Annotated in this window: 18 protein-coding genes and 2 pseudogenes; 12 read left to right on the forward strand and 8 right to left on the reverse strand. The window is 67.4% G+C overall.

Annotated elements, in window-relative coordinates:
- Positions 1–61: 61 nt before the first annotated feature.
- Both ACFV8T_RS41555 and ACFV8T_RS41560 read left to right on the forward strand, forming a co-directional pair.
- Complete coding sequence (locus ACFV8T_RS41555; protein WP_385338036.1) at positions 62–460, forward strand: nuclear transport factor 2 family protein; 399 nt, start codon at positions 62–64, stop codon at positions 458–460.
- Between the two features lie 311 nt (positions 461–771).
- Positions 772–1,161, forward strand: a complete 390-nt coding sequence (locus tag ACFV8T_RS41560; protein WP_385338039.1) for a transposase family protein — start codon at positions 772–774, stop codon at positions 1,159–1,161.
- 70 nt (positions 1,162–1,231) lie between these two features.
- Here the strand turns inward: ACFV8T_RS41560 and ACFV8T_RS41565 are convergent, their stop codons facing one another.
- Positions 1,232–1,801, reverse strand: coding sequence for a helix-turn-helix domain-containing protein (locus ACFV8T_RS41565; protein WP_385338042.1), 570 nt, complete (start codon positions 1,799–1,801; stop codon positions 1,232–1,234).
- A gap of 71 nt (positions 1,802–1,872) precedes the next feature.
- Here ACFV8T_RS41565 and ACFV8T_RS41570 point away from each other — a divergent pair, with 71 nt between their 5' ends.
- Both ACFV8T_RS41570 and ACFV8T_RS41575 read left to right on the forward strand, forming a co-directional pair.
- Complete coding sequence (locus tag ACFV8T_RS41570) at positions 1,873–2,808, forward strand: alpha/beta fold hydrolase (protein WP_385338044.1); 936 nt, start codon at positions 1,873–1,875, stop codon at positions 2,806–2,808.
- Positions 2,809–3,549: 741 nt separating this feature from the next.
- Positions 3,550–4,257: a serine hydrolase domain-containing protein gene (locus ACFV8T_RS41575; protein WP_385338046.1), complete on the forward strand. Its 708-nt coding sequence runs from the start codon at positions 3,550–3,552 to the stop codon at positions 4,255–4,257.
- A 168-nt stretch (positions 4,258–4,425) separates the two neighbouring features.
- On the opposite strand, the gene ACFV8T_RS41580 is transcribed toward ACFV8T_RS41575, so the two are convergent.
- Entirely contained in the window at positions 4,426–4,953 is a 528-nt protein-coding gene (locus tag ACFV8T_RS41580; protein ID WP_385338048.1) for a GNAT family N-acetyltransferase, read from the reverse strand.
- 159 nt (positions 4,954–5,112) lie between these two features.
- Between ACFV8T_RS41580 and ACFV8T_RS41585 the strand changes: the two genes are divergently transcribed.
- The gene (locus ACFV8T_RS41585; protein ID WP_385338051.1) at positions 5,113–5,307 is read left to right on the forward strand and encodes a DUF6221 family protein; all 195 of its coding nucleotides are present in this window, start codon (positions 5,113–5,115) and stop codon (positions 5,305–5,307) included.
- A 156-nt stretch (positions 5,308–5,463) separates the two neighbouring features.
- Positions 5,464–6,105, forward strand: coding sequence for a hypothetical protein (locus ACFV8T_RS41590; protein ID WP_385338088.1), 642 nt, complete (start codon positions 5,464–5,466; stop codon positions 6,103–6,105).
- 97 nt (positions 6,106–6,202) lie between these two features.
- Here ACFV8T_RS41590 and ACFV8T_RS41595 read toward each other — a convergent pair whose 3' ends face one another.
- Entirely contained in the window at positions 6,203–6,331 is a 129-nt protein-coding gene (locus ACFV8T_RS41595; protein WP_385338054.1) for a hypothetical protein, read from the reverse strand.
- A gap of 3 nt (positions 6,332–6,334) precedes the next feature.
- Here ACFV8T_RS41595 and ACFV8T_RS41600 point away from each other — a divergent pair, with 3 nt between their 5' ends.
- The 3 genes from ACFV8T_RS41600 to ACFV8T_RS41610 all read left to right on the forward strand — a co-directional run bounded on the left by ACFV8T_RS41600 (position 6,335) and on the right by ACFV8T_RS41610 (position 7,594).
- Positions 6,335–6,853: a hypothetical protein gene (locus ACFV8T_RS41600; RefSeq protein ID WP_385338057.1), complete on the forward strand. Its 519-nt coding sequence runs from the start codon at positions 6,335–6,337 to the stop codon at positions 6,851–6,853.
- A 71-nt stretch (positions 6,854–6,924) separates the two neighbouring features.
- The gene (locus tag ACFV8T_RS41605) at positions 6,925–7,281 is read left to right on the forward strand and encodes a hypothetical protein (RefSeq protein WP_385338060.1); all 357 of its coding nucleotides are present in this window, start codon (positions 6,925–6,927) and stop codon (positions 7,279–7,281) included.
- A 1-nt stretch (position 7,282) separates the two neighbouring features.
- Positions 7,283–7,594: a hypothetical protein gene (locus tag ACFV8T_RS41610; RefSeq protein ID WP_385338063.1), complete on the forward strand. Its 312-nt coding sequence runs from the start codon at positions 7,283–7,285 to the stop codon at positions 7,592–7,594.
- Between the two features lie 854 nt (positions 7,595–8,448).
- Here ACFV8T_RS41610 and ACFV8T_RS41615 read toward each other — a convergent pair.
- Both ACFV8T_RS41615 and ACFV8T_RS41620 read right to left on the reverse strand, forming a co-directional pair.
- Positions 8,449–8,946: a hypothetical protein gene (locus ACFV8T_RS41615; protein ID WP_385338065.1), complete on the reverse strand. Its 498-nt coding sequence runs from the start codon at positions 8,944–8,946 to the stop codon at positions 8,449–8,451.
- Entirely contained in the window at positions 8,946–9,173 is a 228-nt protein-coding gene (locus tag ACFV8T_RS41620; RefSeq protein ID WP_385338067.1) for a hypothetical protein, read from the reverse strand. Before ACFV8T_RS41620 ends, ACFV8T_RS41615 begins: the two co-directional genes overlap by 1 nt.
- A 248-nt stretch (positions 9,174–9,421) precedes the next feature.
- On the opposite strand from ACFV8T_RS41620, the gene ACFV8T_RS41625 reads away from it, so the two are divergent.
- A complete protein-coding gene (locus ACFV8T_RS41625) occupies positions 9,422–10,345 on the forward strand; it encodes a hypothetical protein (RefSeq protein WP_385338070.1) in 924 nt (307 codons plus the stop codon).
- Positions 10,346–10,542: 197 nt separating this feature from the next.
- On the opposite strand, the gene ACFV8T_RS41630 is transcribed toward ACFV8T_RS41625, so the two are convergent.
- Complete coding sequence (locus tag ACFV8T_RS41630; protein WP_385338073.1) at positions 10,543–10,890, reverse strand: SH3 domain-containing protein; 348 nt, start codon at positions 10,888–10,890, stop codon at positions 10,543–10,545.
- 537 nt (positions 10,891–11,427) lie between these two features.
- Between ACFV8T_RS41630 and ACFV8T_RS41635 the strand changes: the two are divergent.
- Positions 11,428–11,572 (forward strand): annotated as a pseudogene (locus ACFV8T_RS41635) (IS6 family transposase); the annotation flags it as partial.
- Positions 11,573–11,985: 413 nt separating this feature from the next.
- On the opposite strand, the pseudogene ACFV8T_RS41640 reads toward ACFV8T_RS41635, so the two are convergent.
- Both ACFV8T_RS41640 and ACFV8T_RS41645 read right to left on the reverse strand, forming a co-directional pair.
- Positions 11,986–12,252: pseudogene (locus tag ACFV8T_RS41640) on the reverse strand (transposase); the annotation flags it as partial.
- Between the two features lie 86 nt (positions 12,253–12,338).
- Positions 12,339–13,001 carry a hypothetical protein gene (locus tag ACFV8T_RS41645; RefSeq protein WP_385338076.1) on the reverse strand — a complete coding sequence of 221 codons (663 nt, stop codon included), beginning with the start codon at positions 12,999–13,001 and terminating at the stop codon, positions 12,339–12,341.
- 247 nt (positions 13,002–13,248) lie between these two features.
- Here ACFV8T_RS41645 and ACFV8T_RS41650 point away from each other — a divergent pair, with 247 nt between their 5' ends.
- On the forward strand, positions 13,249–13,836 hold the full coding sequence (locus ACFV8T_RS41650; protein WP_385338079.1) for a phosphotransferase family protein: 588 nt from the start codon (positions 13,249–13,251) through the stop codon (positions 13,834–13,836).
- Positions 13,837–14,337: the final 501 nt, after the last annotated feature.

Genomic DNA, 14,337 nt, shown 5'->3' on the forward strand with positions numbered 1-14,337 from the left:
GCTGGGCCGAAGTCGCCCCGACGCCATGTCCGTTGCCCCCTGTCGGTGTTACTGTCGCACCATGTCCAAGATCGAGATTGACGCGATAACTGCCGAATTCTTCGGAGCCTTCGACAACCGCGGCGGCAAGGCCGCGGACGTGGCCCGGATCCGCCGGCTGGTCATTCCGGGTGGTGTGATCGTGCTGACCGGGCCGAAGTACACGGTCTACACCGTGGACGAGTTCATCGAGCCGCGCGAACGCCTGCTCGCCGAAAGCCGGTTGGTCGAGTTCTCGGAGTGGGAGACCTCCGAGCGGACCGAGATCGCGGGCGACATCGCGTCGCGCATCGGCGAGTACCGCAAGGCCGGCGTCCTGGACGGCGAGCCGTTCGAGGGCGGCGGGACCAAGACCTTCCAGTTCATCCGCACCCCGGAGGGCTGGCGGATCGCGGCGTTCTCCTGGTACGACCAGCCCTGAGCGCAGCAGCTCGCGGGGCCTCACTATTCTGTCCCGTGAGGTCGGGAACGCGGCCGGCGGGCGGCCTCCGCCGAGTGAATCGGCTGTCCGGGCAGTGGCGGCGTTCCAAAGTCCCCGTGATCATGTGAGTCCGCAGGTCGCGGCGGTCCAAGGAGTGCGGGCTGGGCCGTCACGCACGCCACGAAGCTCCGGTTGACCGGGGCGACCTTCCCAAGTCGCCTCGTACCACCGGAGCTTCGATGTGTCGTCAGTCTGCCACCGCCTGTCTGATCGAGTCGCCCGCGCTGGAGGACACCGCAGGGTTGTAGCTGGTGGAGCGGTTGCGGCTGTTGCCGGATCCGCGTCGGCGTCGAGGGGCGCGTCACCCGTTCGTGGCGGTGCTGCTGGTTGCCGCCTCGGCGGTTGTCGCCGGCGCACGCTCGTATACGGCCATCGGCCAGTGGTCCGCGAACGCGCCGCAGCATGCCCTGGCCCGCCTGGGTGCCCGGGTCGTGGGGGCGTTGAGCGTGCACGTCGCGCCGAGTGCCGCCACGACTCGGCGGGTTGTCGGCCTGATCTGCTCTGGTGGCCTGGGCGATCTGACCGGCGCTGATCCTGCCGGCTCGGACTCGGCGGCGATCGACGGCAAGGCCGCCCGCGGCTCCCGACACGGCCAGACGCCCAGCAACTACAAGATCACCGGACTACAACGGCCCTGGTAGTGGTTCTGGCACAGATTCCGTTTGCTCCTCACGGCGCAAACGGAATCTGTGCCAGAACCAAGTTTCGATGTCACTCGCTGGACCCCGGAGAGGAGTCCCGGTCCTGCTGAGGCCGTTCCTCGATAGGGAACAGGATCGGACTCAGCAGATGAAGGCGGCGGTGTGCTGCGGGCTTGTTGTCCACCCTGGACACGATGGCGGTGCGGACCTCGGCGATGAGCTCGGCGAGTTCGCCCTGGCTCAGCCAGAGCGGGACCTGGGTGTAGCCCACCGAGTCAGCGGTCGGCTCGGCGTGATCCTGGTCGAGGTAGGCGTTGAATTCAGCGTGCAGGGCGGCCATGGCGGCCGTGAACCCGTGGCGGTGGTCTTCCAGGGACATCGACGCGGCCGCGTCGGCGTCGATCGTTGCGCGCTCACGGCGCAGGCGGTAATGCCGTTCGACGGCGCCGTGTACGCGCTGTTCGTCGACGACTTCCAGGATTCCGGCGTCGGTCAGCAGGCCGACGTGCCGGTACAGGGTGGTCTTGGGGACGTCGGGCAGGCTCACGCACAGGTCGGAGGTGGTGCGCGTGCGTCCACCGGACATGGCGTGCACGATGCGCACCCTCACCGGATGCAGGAGCAGTTCAAGCGTGTCCACCAGGCCACGATCCCACATCTGGTACCGTTCCCAAAATTGGAAACGCAGTGCCGACAGTGAGGAAGCCAGCGATGCAGAACCAGCCGCCCGGGGCGCTCCCGACCACGACAGCCGAGGCGGTACCACCGCTCGGGGAGTACTGCGAGGTGAAGGGGCGTCGGTTACTGCTGCACCGCCTGGGCAGCGGGAGCCCGTCAGTGGTCTTCCTGCCCGGGGGCGGCACGGTCGGCCTCGACTACTGGAACGTCCAGGAGAAGGCAGCCGAGCTCACCACAAGTGTGGTGTACGACCGGGCCGGAACGGGGTGGAGCGACCGCGTCGAACTGCCGCGCACCTCGGCAGAAGTGACCGACGAACTGCACCACATGCTGCGGAGCGCGGACATTCCCGCTCCGTACCTGCTGGTCGGGCACTCTCTCGGCGGCCTCTACGCCCGCCACTACGCGACGCGGTTCCCGGATGAGACGGCCGGTCTGCTCCTGCTGGATCCCGCACACGAGGACTACAACGCCTATATGCCCCAGCAACTGGTCGACCAGTGGAAGTCCTGGGACCCGGACCAAGCGCTTCCCGACGAGTTGCCGGACGAGGTCGTCCAGATGTACCGGAGCCTGTTCGCACAGGAGTTGACCGACTGGCCCGAGGATATCCGGGGGCCGCTCACCGAACGCCATGTCAGCCCGGAATGGCTGCGGGTCGGCTTCCAGGAAGCGAAGAACGTTGATCAGCTCCACAACGAGATGCGTCGCGCGGCGCCACTGCCGGACGTGCCGATGATCGTCCTCACCGCCATGGGCATCGATGCCTTCAAAGAGGCGGTTTCGGTGGGCGAGTCGGAGTCGCTGTTGGAGGAGGAGATCCAGGGCAAGGCGCGTCTCTATACGGCGTTGGCTGCATCAGTCCCGCGCGGCGAGAACCGCCTCATCGACGGCGCCGGACACGTCACCATGCACTGGCGACGTCCTGACGCCGTGCTGCAGGCGGTCCAGGACCTGCTCGGCAGGTGACGGCCAACGTCAACAGAACACCACGATCCCCCTCCAGTATGATCAACTTCGAGGATCCTCCCACGCCGCCCGCCAACGTGACAGTGCCTCCGCGCTTGCCGTGCCGTCGGGGTGATTTGACGGCTTCATTCCTGACCAGCACGCCAGTTCCGGCTCGGGGTGCGTGGTTTGGAGTCATCTGGCTGTGCGGATCGGGAGGTTCGGGGTGAGGCGGGTAGGGAGAATGGGGTCATGACGGTGTGCAAGAAGTGTGGCGTGCGGAAGCGTCGTTGGCCTCGTTCCTGTTCCCAGTGCCGTTCCGGGCCGGACCGGGCGGAAGCGGCCGGGGATGCCGCCGAGCTGGCCGTGGAGACAGGGCTGCTCGGGTGGGTCGGGCGAGGGACCATGGGAGTTGTGCGGCTGGCGCTGCGCGCGTTCGACTGACTGGGCCTACGCGGGCGTAACTCCTAGGGCAGATCGGGGGTGGCTCCGGGGTGGCTCAGGGTGGTCATCGATGATCACCGGGGGCTGTCGGGTGGAGAGTTGGTCCAGCGTGAACACCGCGCCGATCCGAGTCGCCTTCGCCGCCCCTGGAGCTGTCGATGACCATACGTCCCCCCGCTCTCCGCCGCCGTCACCGTCGTGGCTCTGGCCGCACTCACGTCCGGTCTCGCGGCTGCGCCCGCGGCCACGGCCATGCCTCGCGCGGTCACCGCCCACAATTCCTCCCTCAACTCGACCGGCATCCGCGACCCTGCTGCCGTGAGAACGTTGCTGGCCACTCTCCCCGACGGAGTGAGGGACGCGGCTCTCGTACGCGTTGCCGGCCGGGGGATGCGCACCCCGTTCACGGGGACGGCCGGTCCAGTGGCGACGGACGCCCGGTTCCCGGTGGGCAGCGTCACCAAGATCTTCACCGACGCCGTGGTGCTGCAACTGGTCGCCGAGCGCAGGATCGGCATCGATGAGCACGTCCGCCCCCACCTGCCCGGACTGATCCCCGCCGCCTACGGCGACGTGACCGTACGCCAACTCCTGGACCACACCAGCGACCTGCCCCGACCGGTCCAGGTTCCGCTCGATCCGCACGGAGTGGTGGCCGCCTCCTTCGAAGCGGACGCTTCGGCCCGTCCGGGCCATATCCCGGCCCCCGGAGACGTCCAGCAGTACAACGGGCTGAACAGCTTCGTTGCCGGGCTGCTCGTGGAAGAGGTGCCCGGCCGGCCCTTCGTCCATGAGCTCGACCGGCGGATCCTGTGGCCACTGGCCCTCCGCCACACCGGGCTCTCCGAGGACCCGACGATCGCCTGGGCCTGGGCGGAGGGCGGGCTGTCGTCCACCGCGGCCGATCTCGACGCGTTCCTGAAGGCCCTGCTGGACGGACGGCTCCTCCCGCCGGCACAGCAGAAGCACCTCTTCGAGGTACCTGCGGTGTCCAGCGCCGGCGAGAACACCAGCTGCGAGCAGTGATTCTCGAAGGGTTCCGGAGGCAGTTTGTGATCAAGCGGCTCGCGAATGTCGAAGCGAAATGACGGCGTTGTCGTGGCCGCAACGTGGGACGGCCGGCCGCCCGTCAAGGCGCGGCCGGCCGTCGAGGTAGCCTGCGGTCACGTCTCAGCCGACCTGGCCCGTGCTCACTCAGCTGAGGTTGTCGTTCGACGGGGAGTCTCGGGTCATGCGCACGTTGGGCAGTTTCCCTCGCCAGAGCTCTCGCTCACCTGTGGCCTTGAATCCGTAGCGCTCGTAGAAGCGGACCGCTCGTTCGTTGTAATCAGTGACCCAAAGACGCATCGGTGTGCTTCCCCCCCAGGCGAGGAACTCACTCATCAATCGGCCTCCGACACCTTGGCCCTGGGCTTCGTTCAGGAGATACATGGGCCCGAGGGTGACCACCTCGTCCCGACGGCCGCAGAGGAAGCCGACGATCTCCGTATCGGAGCGGACGACACGGCAAAACAACAGGTCCGGTTGTTGCTTCACCGCCTCGATGAACTCCCGCCACTGTGCGACCCCTTCCGCGGTCGCGGAGGCGCCGCGCTGTTCACGGATCCATGTCTCATCGATCCCCGCTTCGTCATTGAGATACGTCTGCAGCCAGGCCCTCAACTGCACAGGCCCCAGAGAAGCGGCGTCTTCGGCATGGGGGGCTTCGATCACGTGGGTCATGGCAGCCATCCTCGGCGATGCTCCGCGAACACGTCGCCCAAATTTTGGCTGGGCCTGACCGCGTTCCGGCAGGGGGCAGCCGGCCTTGGCGGGCTTTCCGGCTCGTGCCCGTGTTGAAGTGCGAGCGGAAGGCGATCCACCGGTCGGTCTCCACCCGATGTGGCCTACCGCTTCGGGGCCGACGCCCTCCTCGACAGCCACCTGCCGATGCTCGACCTCGTCGACATGCTGGCCCGGGATTACGAGGCAATGGATCCGTCCGACGCACGCTTCGCCGGTCTCGGACATGCCCTTCGCGTGCTCGCACAGTCGTACGCCGAGCACCCCGATTACCGGGAGGAGTGGCGACCATAGAACCTGGTCCAGGTACGCCCCGGAGCGTCACAAGGTCAGCGGCAGAGCCACCGAACGTGCCCAGTCTCCTCGGCGCTCGGGGCAGAGGCGAGGATGCTGACCTATATCGGGAGGCGGTTTGGGAGGCGATGCGGGACACTCTGCTGGGTGATCGTGATGCAGCCCGTCCTGGAGATATACGCCCCTGACGGCTTCGCTCTCTGGCCTGTCGCTGAGGGTGAGCCGTTCAGGTACCTGACACTCAGCGGTGAGCTCACCACTGCCGAGGTCGGGACAGCGGTGATGCGCATTGCCCAGTGCAACGACATCGATCCCGATCCCAACGTGGGCGACGACCGCCCGCCTCGGCCGGTTGACCCGCTCGGATCCTTCCTGCACGGGCTGCTGACCTTCGACAGCCTCTTCGCGGCCGGTGGCCTGCGGGTCACGGACAGCTCCACGGGCATCACATTTCTTCCTGGCTGCTGCAATGGCCTGGAGGACTGGCGTGAGTGGTGCACCGTCGTCGACGGCAGCGGACCTGTCTCCTTCGGTCATGACCCTGACCCGGTTGCCGAGCTGGTTGGTGACACCGTTCGGCTCATCGTCGACATTGAGCAGAGCGACAGCCCAGTGATCGAGCTGTTTGCCATGGAGCTTCGCCGTATGTTGGACGGAGTTGAGCGCACCCTCGCCGATTTCCTTGCGCTGGCAGCCGACTGGGTCCGCAGGCACCTGCCCGACCAGGCTGTCTCCGTGACTGCCGCCCTCGCCCGCGTACTCGCTCTGCCCATGCCGGCCGTACTGTCAGGTCGGTAGAAGGATCGCCCAGTTCGGCGGATACGGCGGGGGAGACAGATCCGGCATTGTCGTCGTCAACGGCCCTGGAGCACGTTTTCGTGTACCTGGTTGGTTCTCAGGCCAGGGAGCCAGGCCCGTTCTCTCCGCGCTCGGCCCGCCCGCACAGGCGCTCAGCTTGCCGCTTCTTCTCGGCGATGTGCCGCAGGCTCTCCTTCAGGGCGGCGACCTCGCCCAGCCACTGCATCCGATGAGCCTCTTCGAGCCGTTGATGAGTGTTCGCCTCGATCTCCAGCAGCCGGGGGACCTGGGTCAAGTCAAGGCGAAGCATCGGGCAGCGGACGCACGCATGCTCGTGCTGGCATGGGGTTCCGTAGGGCCTGTCGCAGGTGCCCAGGGCGACCTTGCGGAGGCTGAAGTGGTCGCGGAAGTCGGCCCATTCGGCGTTGGTCGGCTCTCGGTACTCTTTGCCGGGACGTGCGGCTCGGCGCTGGTCAACGAAGTTTCGGTAGTGGCGGATGACCTCCTCGGGATAGACGGCCGCGTGCCGGAAGTGGAGGAGAGCACGCTCGCGTCGGACTACCAGCGCATCCATGCCGCCGTGCGGCAGGCCGCTGGACCGGTCATGGCCCGGCAGGTCGGCGAGATGCTGGGGGTGGACGTCAGCGTGCGGAGCAAGCTGGAACCGCTGCGCGGGAAGCTGGTGAGACTGGCCGACCTTGGCCGGCTGCGCAAACTTCCCGACGGCCGGTTCACAACCCGTCTGTGACCCGGGACGCCGCCGCCCGCAGCGGTGCGGTACGGCGTAACCGGGGTGCCCCCGGTGGCCGTTGGAGCTGTGTGACGAGAACCGAAGAACGCGCCGAGGACTCCTGCCCGCTTGTCCACCAGTGCCGTCTGCCACTGTGCACGAGCACCGCCAATCACCTTGCCGACGTGCTGCGCCGTCACCTGAAGGCGATACGGTCCAGGTGGCGGGTCCTGCCGCCCGGGAGGATCGCGGTGATCGTCCTGGCCGTGCTGCGTCACGACCAGCGCCTGGCCGACATGGCCGGCGGCAACAACGTGTCCGGGATCACCGTCCGCCGCTGGCGCGACGAACTGATCGGACTGCTCGCCGCGCAGGCCCCTCGTCTCTCGCGGCGCTCCTCTGCCGACGTGGTTCGGGTCCATGTAGCGTCAGGGCCAGGGGGATGAGATGAACTTCGACGAGAGCGAACCTCAGTCTGTTCGAGAGGAACGCTTCGCCGCAGAACGGGCCGAACGCAGAGAGGCGCGCAAGGCTGCGTCGCTCGACTCGCGGGGAGCCCACCTCGGCGCGGCAATTGTGATTATCGCCCTGGTCCTTCTCGGCTGGTACGGCAAGCTGGTAGCTCTGGGCATCGTCAGCGGAGTCTTTCTGCTCTGGTTCTCCGTAGTTCTCGCGTGGGCCTACGTCGACGGGGACCATGGCCGGCACGCACTCCGGCGCGCGTACAACGTCACCTTCGGATGGGGCGACGGGTTCTGAGTACCAAGTACTTGGCACCTGGCTCCTCGATCCGGGCGTGGCAGAAGTGCTGGAGTGGAGTTGGCGGTCGCGGGTGTGACCGCGGTCAGTCGCGTGTGTGTTCGCGGGAGGGCGGCTGTCTGGCCCGGCGGGACTGTCGAGTCTGAGGGCCCGTCCGTACGGGCGGGCCCTCAGACGTGCGACCGGCCGTGACGATCCCGGCCCGACCATGGGCCCGACCACCGCAGGCCAGGGCCAGCACGCTGCTTCTGGACCACGATCCCGGCGGCTGGGGCGGTCGGTGATGCGCTGCCCGTACGATGACCGGCGTGACTGCCTGCCGCGCTCTTGGCGCAGGCTCCCAGGCTCCCGCGCCCAGCATCCGCGCCGCCCAGGCCGACCTGCTCGACGTTCTCCCCGGAGAGCGCCTGTCCGACCTCGATGAACTGCGAGCCCGAGGCGTCCTCGGCACGCGCCCGGCCGCGCCCCCGCCCCCGCGGCGGACCCTCGGAACCGGCGGCGGGCCACGCCGACGAGGAACTGCCCCACCACCCCGCCTGACACTCCCTCAGCGATGGTGCGGTGAAGTGGTACGGAGCGACCATCAGCCCGGCACTCGCGGACGCCGCCCACTGGAGCAGCGCAGCCGGCACTGGTCTCCGATGCTCAGATTTGGCCCAAGTGGAGGGCGGCGGTGCGCGCGGGTAGGCCAGGCTGCGCGGTATGGACGTGAACTACCACCCACCCCCGAGGGGCATTGAGTGGGCGCGGCTTCTGGGTCAGCGCCGTACGCGCCGTCCAACGCTGCAGCGGCCTCAAGCCCGACGGCCAGGTCGGACCCCCGGACCCGGAAGTGACGAGTCGCCGTGATCTGATCACGTTCGGTCTGGGCCTGTGACAGTGCCGTCCGGGTGCCGTCGGTCTGCTGCTGCGCCGGAGCGTGCCCGCATCACCTTGTTCATGTAGTCGCCGCTGTGGCCGTTGAGCGCGCGGCCCCAGGCGTCGAACGTGTCGTAGCCCGTGAGCCGGAACAACTCCTCGTCCCGGACGATCCGGTACGGCTCGCCGACCCACAGCAGGTACTGCTGGTTGATCCGCTCGGTGGCCAGTTCGGTCTGCCGGTCCGCGTCCAGGATCGCGCCCTCGCAGTACGGCAGCCGCTCGACCGGATCGGCCGTGTGTGGAGCGACGAACATGGAGACCGCGGGAAGACCCGGAAGACCATGGGTTTTTTCGTCACTTTGACGAAAATCGGTGACCTGTGAAGACCCGGAACGGGCCTGCGGCTGGACGGTCAGCTTCGCCGGTTCGACGCTGGTCCCGGTCTTCGTCGCCGCGAGCTGCTCGGAGATGCGCGTCCGGGTGCCGGCCATTACGCCTCCACCACCTGGACGTCGGCCTGGCCGATGCGGGACTCTGCGCCCCGCAGGCCGTGCTCCAGGGCGTAGCGGTAGAAGTCCTCGCGGGCCTGGAGCTCGACCCGGTTGTTGTTGTACTGGGTGACGACCTTGGTGGCGTTGGTGTGGACGCGGTACCGGCGGATCACCGTCCGCGCGACCGGCCAGCCGTGACTCTCGCAGTAGCCGCGGGTGCCGTCCACGTACGCCTGCTCCTCGGCCGGCGGCGTGCAGCGAGCCGTGGCGCTTGTCCGCGGCGGCCGATGTGCGGGATGTCGCCGACGCGGGTCTCCTGGTGGCTTGCGCCCATCACTGCGCGGAGGGTCTGTTGGGCTGCGATGTGTGGGTAAGCCGCCTCCATGGGTAGGGCCGGGTGGCAGAAGACTTCATAGGGAGGGGACCAAAAGTGCGAGGAATCATATCCAGAGGGCGACGAAGAATCGTCGGCACCGTGCTTGCCTTTCTGGCGGCCGCAACCACGGTAACCATGTCCGCCTCGGGAGCCGCAGCAGTGGCCGCCGAGCCAAAAGCGACCACGTCCTACACCTACACGAGCAGACCCGGTGACTTCATTGGCGAAGGTCGCACGGGCTCGTACAAGGAACCTGACTCCACATTCACCCTGCACCAGCCCGAGCCCGCGATCGACCCAGGACTCGTGCGCGTCAACGTCAATGACGGAGCGGGCGTGAGCTGGGACATCACGCTCGCGGCGCCCCATGGCGAGAGACTGCACCCAGGGGTCTACCGTGAGGCCGAGCGAGCGGACTCGCGCACCGGGTGGGCTCCTGGCCTCAGCGTCCACGGTGACGGGCGAGCTTGCTCGGATGTGTACGGGCAGTTCTCGATCAATCAGATCCAGATGGATGTGTCGGGCACTGTCACCGCGTTGGACGCAAGCTTTACGCAACGCTGTGACGCGCCCGACAACCCGCCGCTCACAGGCACGGTGAAGTACCGGGTCTACCCGCTGTCGTACCAGTACAGCAGCGACCCGGGAGACTGGATCGGGTCCGGCACATCGATGTCCTACACGGGCTCTACTACGCGCTTCGGTCTGACGAACAACTACGACGGCACACTGACCTACACGGTCAACGGCAAGCGAGACGACTGGAGCATCGACCTGGCCGCACCGAAGGACCAGACGCTGACAGCCGGTCGCACCTATCAGTCCAACGACACCGGAACCAACGGCGCTGCCACGCTCGACGCCAGTGGCAACGCCCACGGATGCACATCCACCGGTGAGTTCACCATCACCCGTCTGTCTGTGGACGGCGAAGGTAACGTCACCGCGCTCGCAGCGACGTTCATCCAGCAATGCGAAGGCTCCACCGCAGCGCTCCGCGGGACCATCCACTACCACGCCTGATCCAGAGCGCCCGTCCGCACGGGCCGTTCGGCAGGCCCCGACCATTCCGGTTGGGCGCGGTGAGTGCGCTGAATACGCCGGTTCTCTTCGGTGAGTGAACGACACAGGGCGGGCCCTCGGGGGTGCCCGCCCTGCGTTACTGTTCTGCCTCTGTGCGAGGCGGCGCGGTCGTCGTGGACCGCTATTCCGTGCCGCGGCTACAGGGGCCAGTTGACAAGGTCGTTACGGACCCAGCCGTGAAGTCCCTTGAGAGCACCGGAGTTGACCTTGATGTAGAGCCAGGGCTGCTTGGTGATGTCCGTCTGTCGGTAGCAGTCGACGTAGACCTTGCCGCCCTTGGTCAGCTGGCCGTAGGACCCGTACGAGGTACCGGGCCCCTTGCGGAGATTGACGTTGGTGACGAGGACCTTGCCGTTGAAGTTGGCGTCGCTGGTGCAGCTGGAGTGCCCGCCGACGGCGTTCGCGGCCGGGGCCAGGGCGACGGCCCCGCCCAGGAGAACGGTGGCGGTCAGGCCCGCAGCCGCCACACGCGTACGGATATTCAAGATATTTCCCCCATCGTGAATGCCTTTTGAGTGAAACCAGAGGGAAGTCAATGCGCGCCTTATCGGGCCTGTCAACTTTTCGTGGTGTCATGCCCAGTCGGCGCCCAGTTCTCGTCGTGTGTCGCGCTGTTCGGTGGTGAGTTTGTCGCGCCTTGTTTTGGTGTTGGAGATCCATACGCCCAGCTTCACGAGCACCGGCCCCGTCTCGCCGTCGACCGCGACGTGCTCACGCGTCGCTATCCGTTCTACGACCCCACCACCACGCTGCCCGAATCGGGCCAGAGCCGGTGGCGGAGAACATACTGGAGAAGGGCTGATACGGCTGATATGGACACGTCGCAGGGCAAGGTCCGAGGAACTCGACCGCCGGGCCGTGCTGCGCAGCGCAGCGCGGAGATCGTCGCGCAGGCCCGCGACGACCAGTGGGACGCCCCCACCCCGTGCGGCGGCGCTGTCACGTTGGGGCAGCCGTCTGCGGTGGGTGCACCGCCGTCGTACAAGGGGCACCGACACCCGGTCGAGGTCATCGCGCACCGCATGTGGCTGTACTTCCGGTTCCCGCTCAGTTTCCGTGAGGTGGAGGAGCTGATGCTCCGGCGCGGGGTGACCGTCTCCCCCCGAGACAGTGCGCCGCTGGTGTCTGAAGTTCGGCCAGGCGTACGCCAGCGCGCTGCGCCGCCGGCTCGGTGGCACTGCGCTGACTGCAATCGATCTCCCGGGCCGGATGCCGCATGTTGGTGCCTCGATGGCCGCCCGACCCGCCAGGCAGCGGTCTGCCTGTAGCCCGGCAGCGGTCCATCAGCAGGGCAACACGCTCGCGGGCGCCCCGGCCCTCTGCGATGCCCCGGCGGGCAGTCCGCTGCCGGTGCCACGTTGCCGACCGATGCCGGAACGACCGACCATGATGACCGTCCCCTGCCCTACCTCGTGATGGAGATGCTGAACGGTGTCACCTGGGAGACAGCACACGTGGACTCGGTCGTCGAGACCGGCGCACACCTGACGGAGGCACTCGCGCATGTCCATGAAGCGGAGATCGTGCACCGGGACGTCGAGCCCGCCAACATCATGATCTGCACGGGCGGCCGCACCGTGCAGGTAGGCCGCCGCGCGGCGCAGAACCTCGTTCTCCTGCTCCAGCAGCCGGATCCGCTTCTTCAGCTCCCGGTTCTCCGCCGACTCGGACCTGGCGACGCCGGGCTTCTCGCCGTCGTCCACAGCGGCCTGGCGCAGCCACTTCGACAGCGTCATCTCATGGACGCCGAAGTCCTTCGCGATCTGCGCAAGGGTGACGCCCTTCTCGCCGTTGCGCGCCACGCGCACGACATCGTCACGGAACTCTTCGGGATAGGGAACAGGCACAGCAACATCCTTCCAGGCCGCCCCACGGGCAAGCCAGGCCAGGTGTCACCCCAACGTGCAGCAGACCCGCCGGTCCTGTTTTCTGGTCACACCATGGGAATCAGGACCGATGGCAGTTCTCCGGCCTGAACGGCAGCCTGGTCGATGGACAGGCCGCTGTAGTTTCCGATGGCGGTGAACACTGCCTCGGGCAGGCGCGCCCCGTGCTCCTCGTAGTACGCCACTACTTCGGCTTCATCTGTGTCCGGCAAGGACGGGTTCACCGCTCCTGCTGCATGCAGTGCCGCATCCAGGTCGGATGACTGACCGGTGTCTTCTCCGAAGTCGGCTCGCCAGGCGTGGCCGTCACCCGGCGCATGGATGATCGTCGAGGGTGGGCTCCACCGGTCCAGCGTCAGACAGATGATCTCCTCGTCCGGGCGCAGCCGCATCGACTTGACTCCCCGGTAGCCGGTCGACCACGTCGCCATCCCCCAGTCCTCCAGCACGTACACCCAGTCCTCGCACATCCCGTACATGACAGGGTTGACGCGGGGCGATGGCCGGCCCGGCTGCCCCACCGACACGGCGAGATCCTTGTACGGAGTGCCTGCGGCAAGCTCGTCGAGGTCGGCACCCAACGCGATAAGGAACTCGTCGGGGTCCACGCCCCGGGCCGCGGTCAGCGATATCAGGCCGAGCATCCCGGGCAGGGCGGCAGATGTGTCCATGCTGCTGTGTGCGCCTATCCAGGCGATCCCATCAGACATGCCAGTCACACTAGTTGTCGGGGCACCCGGGTGTGATGGTGGGCATGACTGCTCAGCCGTGTCTGCTTCCGAGGTACCGGGGTCCGCCCGAGACGGTCGCCACGCCCTGGCCGCTTCGGACGTGGACGCCCCAGCAGCCCGCCGTCTGGGCGGCAGCACGCCCCCCGCCCGAACGTCCCCTCGGGCGGGGGCCGCTTCCTGGACCTGTCGGCCTACGCCGACACCGTTGAACAGCCAAGGACTGCTCATGATCCTCGACCCTGACGCGACGCTCGAAGCCGTCGCATCAAGCCTGCAGGACCTGCCGTTCCCGTGGAGCGGGGATCCCGTCGAAATCGTCGGCTGGGGCTTCTCGAACGTCGTGCTCCGGGTCGGCACCGACATCCTCATCAGGGTGCCGCGCACTCCCGAGGCCAAGGACAGAAGCAAGCACACTGCCGAGGTCCTGCGGCGGCTGCCGCCCCTGCCGCAGGCCGTCCCCGAGGTGCTCGGAATGCTTCCGACCGGGCCGCGGCTGCCCTTCGGCGCCGTGCTTCTCAGGCGGCTTCCAGGTGCTGTCGTGGACGACGACGTCGCTCGCGCGGATCGTGAAGCGTTCACCGGCGACCTGACCGCTTTCGTCTCGGTGCTGCACAACTGCGGCGACGAACCGCTGCTGGGCATCCTCGGGGCGGATGGGGCCGGACGGGCGATCGACGCCCTCGATGCCGAGACGGCCGCAGCCACCGCGGACCGGCTGGCCGGTCGCGAGCGGCAGGTGTTCGAACGATGGGCCGCAGCCTATCGGCGGTGGCTTGCCGGTGCCGAGGTCGTGCCGATCCACGGCGATGTCTAGCCGATTCACTAGGCAAGTGGGTTGTCGGGATGACACTTGTCGGGGCTTGGGTCAGTCGCTCGGGCTCGACGAGCCACGGTGGGGAGGTTGGGTTCCACCCCAGAGTGAGCCTGAAACCCGCTACCAGATGACCTTGAAGCCCTGACGAGGAGGCCGCGCGACCTGGCCCGCCCCCACGTCCGGCTGTCATCGGTGTGATGCGAGAACTCGGCCTTCAGGTGATACGAACCGGATCACAGGACACTAAGCTTGTTCTTTATCTTCCGGCCTCGAATGGCGTCTCGAACTGAGTCGCTCACCTGGGGATTCGCCGGACCTGGGGGCGGCCTTCGTCTGATCATGTGCTCCGACCAAGGTGCACGTGACCAAGACGAAGGCCGTGAGGGTGAGTCTGCTGTCTGATGCTGTCCGGAGGGAAGCGTTCGCGGAGGCGTCACGCTTCCGGGGAGAGTTCTACGAGTGTCTGACCGCCCGGCGCGATGAGTTGTTCGAGCTGGTGGA

The organism is Streptomyces sp. NPDC059832, assembly GCF_042731715.1.
Lineage (GTDB): Bacteria > Actinomycetota > Actinomycetes > Streptomycetales > Streptomycetaceae > Streptomyces.

What these genes read in the sequence shown, in the direction of transcription:
- ACFV8T_RS41590 (WP_385338088.1), top strand. Translation starts at nt 5,464, where the DNA reads ATGCAGCCCGTCCTGGAGATATACGCCCCTGACGGCTTCGCTCTCTGG.
- ACFV8T_RS41600 (WP_385338057.1), top strand. Translation starts at nt 6,335, where the DNA reads ATGAGCCTCTTCGAGCCGTTGATGAGTGTTCGCCTCGATCTCCAGCAG.
- ACFV8T_RS41570 (WP_385338044.1), top strand. Translation starts at nt 1,873, where the DNA reads ATGCAGAACCAGCCGCCCGGGGCGCTCCCGACCACGACAGCCGAGGCG.
- ACFV8T_RS41555 (WP_385338036.1), top strand. Translation starts at nt 62, where the DNA reads ATGTCCAAGATCGAGATTGACGCGATAACTGCCGAATTCTTCGGAGCC.
- ACFV8T_RS41650 (WP_385338079.1), top strand. Translation starts at nt 13,249, where the DNA reads ATGATCCTCGACCCTGACGCGACGCTCGAAGCCGTCGCATCAAGCCTG.
- ACFV8T_RS41595 (WP_385338054.1), bottom strand. Translation starts at nt 6,331, where the DNA reads ATGCAGTGGCTGGGCGAGGTCGCCGCCCTGAAGGAGAGCCTGCGGCAC.
- ACFV8T_RS41615 (WP_385338065.1), bottom strand. Translation starts at nt 8,946, where the DNA reads ATGGCCGGCACCCGGACGCGCATCTCCGAGCAGCTCGCGGCGACGAAG.
- ACFV8T_RS41580 (WP_385338048.1), bottom strand. Translation starts at nt 4,953, where the DNA reads ATGACCCACGTGATCGAAGCCCCCCATGCCGAAGACGCCGCTTCTCTG.
- ACFV8T_RS41610 (WP_385338063.1), top strand. Translation starts at nt 7,283, where the DNA reads ATGAACTTCGACGAGAGCGAACCTCAGTCTGTTCGAGAGGAACGCTTC.
- ACFV8T_RS41645 (WP_385338076.1), bottom strand. Translation starts at nt 13,001, where the DNA reads ATGTCTGATGGGATCGCCTGGATAGGCGCACACAGCAGCATGGACACA.